The organism is Oculatella sp. FACHB-28, assembly GCF_014696015.1.
Lineage (GTDB): Bacteria > Cyanobacteriota > Cyanobacteriia > Elainellales > Elainellaceae > JAAUTN01.
Map to the genome: position 1 here is coordinate 287,585 of NZ_JACJPJ010000074.1, position 6,850 is coordinate 294,434.

Below are 6,850 nucleotides of genomic sequence, written 5' to 3' on the forward strand. Positions count from 1 at the left end.
GAAGTAAAAGCGGTAAAAAGTCAAAATCTTCTAGCTACTTCTACAGAAGTGGCAAACCATCAATTCTCTAGCAGGGATGCCGCTATCTGTAAGAGTTGCAAGCGAGAGAAGCAGCACGTAAAATGAATGTGTCACGGAGGCGAATCATGAATATTTCGACCGAACGAAACACTCAGAAAAACAGTAAAAGTCAAGTCCTTGATCGTGTCGTCCATGTTCGATTTACGGAACAAGATTTTCAACACTCTGGACTATTAGCTGAAGAGTCAAATACAACTCGCTCCGAGTTGATCCGTGAGATTTTCAGAAGGTTTTCAGAGGAGAGTTTGGGTTCAAAAGTCGTTTAATTTAAACGCAAAAAACGGTTGCCACGCCCTGAGAAAGCTTGCAACCGTTTTTCACTCTCTTTACTAGTACAACCAAACCCTAGCTTTGAAATCGACTGCTATCGATTTCAAGCATCACGGGGTGTTGGATTCGCAAAACAAATCTGTTCTGCCGATGGAACTTCCCTATTTTAATGACTTCGGCTCTGAAAAGGCAACACCTGGTTCAGTTTCTTCAGGCTGTAGCGCGTACCCCAATTCTACTATAACGATAATCGTTCTCAGCTTTGAATTAGAGGCTGAGCTAGATAAGGAATGGTCGCCAGAAGCCAGTTTAGCTCTCGATCGCAGGCTGTGGCATCACGAAGTTGAGTTTGGAATTAGGGAGGCACAGAAATGATTTTTGTGCCTACTAAACAACAGAATCCCTGTCGAATTTGCAGCGATGTATCGGGTAAGTGTCGTGAGACTGACAGTATTCATCTCTGCATGAATCTCTCTGACAGCAGCGATGCTGTTGCGGACTTCAGACTTATTGGTCAAACAAAGGATGGGCTTTGGGGCAAATGGCTTCCAAGCGACAGGCAAATTTGGAGTGACCAGCAGCGTGAGGAATGGCGACGCGATCGACAGCAGCGGATTGAGGCTAAAGCCTTGCAAGAAGCTCAGCGACGTGCTGAAGCGATGCCAGCAGCGGATCGTGACCGATACTATCGAGAATTGCTCAGCCAACTCACTCTGCACCCAGCAGATCGGCAAGACCTGCTTCGTCGTGGACTATCTGATGAACAGATTCATGTAGGTGGTTTCCGGTCGGTGGAGCAGTGGCAAAGGCTTGAACGAGAGTTTCCTACCTCGCTACCAGGGGTAAACCTGGACGGGCTAAGCCTTAATACTCAGCCAGGGTGTCTCTGTCCGATCAGAGATATCAACGGGCTGATTGTTGGTTTCCAGATTCGCCTGAGAGGTGTGGCTGAAGATGGGCGTTATCGCTGGCTCACAAGTGTCACCAAGAAGCGCCCAAACGGAGCAAGACCACACTTGTCAAATGGCGAATTGCCCTTGGCTGTCTTTCGTCCAGGTTTAGTTACCAGCAATGCGATCGCGCTAGTTGAGGGTGTGGGGGCAAAGCCCTACATCGCGTCTCTGAGACTGAAGCAAACAGTTGTTGGTGCTGGTGGTGGTTTGCTTGCAAGTAGCCCTCAAACATTTAAGGCAATTTTAGAGCGGCTTGCTCGTGAGCAGGACAGCAGGGATATCGTTGATTACCTGGACGCTGGCGATATCGTCAATTCACACGTAATGCGACGACGGCGCGAGATTTGGAAGCTTTTGCAGCAGTGGGGCTTTACCGTGCGGGTCGGCTGGTGGGGACAATTTGACAAAAGCCAACCAGACATTGACGAGTTAAGCAACCTGAGCCAGATTCAAATCATTACGACCGCCAAGCTTGAGGCGATCATTCATGAATTCATCAATCCCAAATTTGACTGGCTTGGTGGCATCAAGCGACAACTGCAAAAGGCAAGAAAACGACCTGCTAACGGTTTTGCTTCTATTCCAGGTCAAAGACAACCTGTTGATCAGACTGTTGTTACCTACCAAGCTGGTGAACGCTTGCAAACCTGGCAGCAGGCGATTGAGAGTGGTTGCCAATTCATTCTTGACCAGTCTAGTACGGGTACAGGCAAGAGCTATGACTCTGGTAGGGCTGAACCTGAGATGTTTGGGGTAAGGCAAATTGCTTACGTCAGTACTCAACACCGAAACCCAACGGTAGACACGCTGGATGTGAGTAATAGATGGATTGACCTAGAAGCAAGACACGGAGGGATATCCAAGGAAACAACTCCAAACGGGAACTCTCGACTTAGAAGGGCTACAAAAGGAGAGTCTTATGTAGTGCCACCCAACTGCGTCAGAAATGGAGTAATCAGCGCTTTAAGAAACAAAAACGTGACTGGTGCAGATACAGCGTCTCTAATCTGCGGAACTTGCCCCTTGAGGGAAGCTTGTTCCCATTCTGAAGGGACAGGATATGGATTTCTTCATCAGCGGCGTCATGCTCTGAGCAGCCCCAAATTGAGAGCGCATCCTGACAGTCAACCGAATCCCGAAGAATACGACTACTCAGAAGCAGTGCTTTTATGGGAAGAACCAGGCGAAAGCTTTAGCACTTCTACAGAAATAAGAGTTTGTTTGCAGGATGTAGAGAAGGTAAGCAGCGCTCTGTTGGTTAACTCGCCTGATCGATTTGAGGAGGTTCGACCTCTACTAAAAGCATTACCGCCTTACCTGGATGGTTCGGTCAAATTACCTCGATTTGGAATCAATCACCCTGATCTAGTTGAACTGCTGCCAGCGCTTCAGAATATTGATATCAGTACCTTAGAGCAAGTGCAGGCTCCAGACTTAAGCTTGCTCAACACAACCGCAGAACACGGAGTGGATCTAGCAGATTTACCTGCGGCAGTACGGAGACGATTCACCAATCAAGATTCGGCTAAGGCTGAGCAGATAGATCAACTGGTAGTCAAACAGTGGCTCACACCAATGCTGCGAACCTCAAGAGATGAGATTCCAGGAGCCTCCTTACATCTAGGCCATGAAGGGTTAACAATCACTCTTCCTGATGAGCGTCATCGAATGCTCGCTAAGTCAGCTAGGGCTGTGGTTTTTCTAGATGCAACTATTAGTCGTGAAGACTTGGCTCTAAAGCTCGGATGCTCACCTGACGATATTTTTGTTTGTCAGCAAGATATTTCTAGTCACAGCAACCTCAAAATCATTCAGGTGACGGACTTGGGGCGAATGGGGATGCAGCGAGGCAAAGAACAGCAGCGACGGTCTACTGCAATCACTGCTCACTATCAGCAGCTTGACCCAACGGCTAAAGCGATCGATTTCAAACGGTTTGCTCAAGACAGCATGGGGGCATGGTGGCGTGATAGTCGAGGGGTGAACGATTTTGAGCAGGTCAGCACCCTAATTCTCGTCGGAACCCCATGTCGTAATTTGTCAGCTTTGCAGGCTGAATATGCGGTACTGACAGGTAGCTACCCTAATCAAGATGACTCAGAGTTTGAGTCATTCGTTAATCGGACAATTCTTGCAGATATCCGTCAAGCGATCGGACGACTCAGAGCGCACCGTAGACCGGATGAGCAGTTGCAGGTGGTTATTTGCTCAGACTTTGATCTGAGTGCATTAGACATGCATGTTGAGCAGGTAGCAGCCAAAGAAATCACTCTAGAAGCTGCCTCAAAACCTGAGATTGCTTGGCAAAGCATTCTAAGTTGCGTTCAGGGTTGGTTTACGCAGACGGGTGAACTGCCAACTCAAGTAGAAGTTTCAAGCAGAACAGGACTCAAGCAGAGTTACATTAGCAAGCTTGCAGCAACGTTTGCAGATGGCTGGCAAGGGCTGAAGCGGTTGGTCTGTGCCTTGGTTAAGCCACCACCGAAGGATGAAACTCCCTTGTCTGAGGATGAAGCTTGGGTTGCTGAGCAGTACCTACCAGTCGTAGCTACTGAATGCAAGGGAACAGCACTTGCAACAGAGCTAAATACCCTGATTGAGATGTTTAGTTGGCAGCGATGGACACAGGTCTTAGCTCACACACCCTATGAGCTTAGGTTAGACCTGGTTGCGGCTTTGTTCAGAGGAAATTTTGAAGTTCAGAATCCGGTGGGCTAGGAGAGAAATGAGCGGATTAAAGATACTCAAACAGACGGTGAAGCAATTCACTCAAGCTAGACAGAAAGCTCTCTCCGAGTGCCAGCAAAACTGTGAGCTAGCCTGCAACGAGTGCCTTTATCGTTGCTTAGATGAAGTTAAAGCTTCAGAAACACCTGAATCTCCCAATTCAGAAAGCGCTGCCTAGTCTTCTTCTTGTTGTTCGTTATAGCAAGCGGCTGGTCGTCACTGGGTTTTACGTCTATTCTCTCTACGAGCAGGCGGAAGACTGAGCGTTTCTCAGTTGTCTCTAGAACGTCCCAGTAGCGACGGTCACGAAGAGTAAGCAGGGTCTCAATCAGGTCTGTTTGCTCTTCCGCTCTTGCTTTTGATTTGTTGCGTAATCCTTCAATTTGGGCTGAAATGTCTTGTTTGGCAATTTCCAAAGCAGGATTGCTGCCAAAATTGCTTGCTAGCTTCTCTAGACCCTCTATTTGCGCTCGAAGCTCAACAATTTTGGGATCTTCCTGCGTTTCTAGAGGTTCTTCTGCTAGATCAGCAATTCCATTGGCTCTGTCAATTAACGCTGTAATAACCTTGTCTTCAACTACGTCCATGCGAACGTAATTCTTGTTAGTGCAGGCTCCAACAGCACCAGCACGACAAAAATAGTATCCATAATCTTGCCTTCGGTTGTGCTTCAAATCGGCTCCAGCCTTGCTGCTGTAGCAAGTACTGCCACAAACACTACATTTCACAAGACCTGACAAGGGGTAGACGGGTGCTATGGCTCCCCAACCTCTGCGTTCTCGGTTGACTCCTAAAATTTCTTCAATGGATCGATACTCCTCGTCACTGATGAGTCTTTGATCAGCGTGAGTGTCATGAATAATTTGAGTTCTTTCAGGATCATCAGCGAAATAAACCAAGTGCCCTCTCAACACTGGGGATGTCAGCCATCTTCTTAGCCCACTTGGTGATCGACCAAACAGCCCTTTATGCTCAAACCCCGATCGCGTCGATCGTGTGTGCTGAAACTGCTGAATTCCGTACTTTTCGTTGAGTGCCCGAATTGTCTGGCGCAAGCTTCGAGTCTTCATAAACAGGTCAACTAAGTCTCTAGCGACCTTAGCTCGGCTCATTTCTTCCCCAGTTTCTAAAAGACACAAAAACGTCTCATGGTCTAGCTGGTGACGATCCTCTACTTTGCGATAGCCAAAGGGAGCATTCATCGCAACCCGTCGCTGCCGCAGGTATTCCCAACCATGTCTTGAGCGATCACTAATCATCTCGCTCTCCATCTGCGCCAGCACAGCCATAATGCCTGCCTGTGTGCGTCCGCCGACAGTGGTTAAGTCTACTGAGCCATCTAGAACTTGAAGAAGAACCCCAGACTTCTGAAAGTCCTCTAGCGTCTTGGCGCAAGAAGGCAACGATCGTCCAAGCCTGTCGATTCTTGTAACAACAACTCTCTCAACTCGCTGCTGTCTTACCAGTTCCATCAATTGCTGAAACTGAGGACGGTCATCCTTCCTGCCGCTCTCAACATCAGTCAGTATTTCTTCGGCACCAGCCACTCTGAGCCTATTCTGCTGTTGCTCTAGAGCATGGGAGTCTTCTGCCTGCTCACGCTTTGAAACCCTTGCGTAGCCGATAATTCTGGTCATTCAGGCTCAAACTAGTTCTAGACCTACCCAGAACATAGTATGCTGAAATGACCGAGCATTGTGCGGTTATCTAAGGAAACCTCGCCTAAAAATAAATAGTCTTCTAGTAACTGAGCGTTAACCTGCTCAGAAGCCGCTAGGATGCCAATGCTAACAGGCAAGTCAAAGCTGGGCCCTTCTTTGCGTAAGTCAGCAGGAGTCAGGTTGATTACAATTCTTCGCATTGGGAAGGCATAGCCTGCGTTTTTAAGGGCGGCTTTTACCCTTTCCTTCGATTCCTGCACAGCAATATCGGGTAAGCCAACAACGACGATTCCTGGCAGTCCACCTGCGATGTCAACTTCAACGCCAACTTTGACAGCATCAATGCCAATCAAGGAGGCACTCCAAATTCTAGCAAGCATACAAATTTCATCCACTGCGGCTACCCGGTAGAGTGCCCTTAATTTTTGTTGGTAGAACAATTTTTCATGTCGGCATAAGCCTTTAGAATTTCAGCAAGTAGTTTTTGTAACCAAAATGAGCGAAATTCAAGAAACTATTTTCAGCAAGATCATCAAGCGGGAAATTCCAGCCGACATTCTCTATGAGGACGAGTTGGCGATCGCCTTTCGAGATATCAACTCGCAAGCTCCGGTTCACATTCTGGTGATTCCCAAACAGCCGATTCCACACTTGTCGGATGCAGAATCTTCAGACCACGCACTGATGGGGCACTTGTTGCTAACTGTAAAGCGAGTTGCAGAGCAAGCTGGATTAACCAACGGTTATCGAGTGGTGATCAATAACGGTGAAGACGGAGGGCAGACCGTCGATCACCTGCATCTGCACATTTTGGGAGGACGGCAGATGACTTGGCCTCCCGGCTGAGAACTGCTGAAATTGGGCTCTTTGCAGAGCGTTACCTTAGGCAATTGTTGAGAAATGAGTAACTAATCATGAAAAGCTTTACAAATTTCAACAAAAGCCTTAAGTTATGTACAGGTCGAGAAAACCGACCCAATACATCTTGTAAACCAAGCACTCATTAATCATGACAACGACTCTACAGCGGCGCGAGAGCGCATCACTGTGGGAGCAGTTCTGCAACTGGGTGACCAGCACCGACAACCGCCTGTACGTAGGCTGGTTCGGCGTTCTGATGATCCCCACCCTGCTCTCTGCCACCATCTGCTTCATCAT

The 6,850-nt window shown here is 48.0% G+C and carries 4 protein-coding genes and 2 pseudogenes; 4 read left to right on the plus strand and 2 right to left on the minus strand.

Translation table 11 applies throughout. The features are described from left to right. Window positions 1-501: 501 nt before the first annotated feature. On the plus strand, window positions 502-726 hold the full coding sequence (locus H6F88_RS18015) for a hypothetical protein (RefSeq protein ID WP_206756453.1): 225 nt from the start codon (window positions 502-504) through the stop codon (window positions 724-726). Next, window positions 723-4,022, plus strand: a complete 3,300-nt coding sequence (locus tag H6F88_RS18020) for a hypothetical protein (RefSeq protein ID WP_190644112.1) — start codon at window positions 723-725, stop codon at window positions 4,020-4,022. The genes H6F88_RS18015 and H6F88_RS18020 overlap by 4 nt, the downstream gene beginning before the upstream one ends. A 137-nt stretch (window positions 4,023-4,159) precedes the next feature. Here the strand turns inward: H6F88_RS18020 and xisF are convergent, their stop codons facing one another. Beyond that, window positions 4,160-5,668 carry a fdxN element excision recombinase XisF gene (gene xisF / locus H6F88_RS18025; protein WP_190644113.1) on the minus strand — a complete coding sequence of 503 codons (1,509 nt, stop codon included), beginning with the start codon at window positions 5,666-5,668 and terminating at the stop codon, window positions 4,160-4,162. A 68-nt stretch (window positions 5,669-5,736) separates the two neighbouring features. Then, window positions 5,737-6,072, minus strand: a pseudogene (locus H6F88_RS18030) (magnesium chelatase domain-containing protein); the annotation flags it as partial. A 115-nt stretch (window positions 6,073-6,187) separates the two neighbouring features. Between H6F88_RS18030 and H6F88_RS18035 the strand changes: the two are divergent. Together H6F88_RS18035 and H6F88_RS18040 are read left to right on the plus strand one after the other, a co-directional pair. Continuing rightward, on the plus strand, window positions 6,188-6,538 hold the full coding sequence (locus tag H6F88_RS18035; RefSeq protein WP_190644114.1) for a histidine triad nucleotide-binding protein: 351 nt from the start codon (window positions 6,188-6,190) through the stop codon (window positions 6,536-6,538). A gap of 163 nt (window positions 6,539-6,701) precedes the next feature. Further along, window positions 6,702-6,850, plus strand: a pseudogene (locus H6F88_RS18040) (photosystem II q(b) protein); the annotation flags it as partial.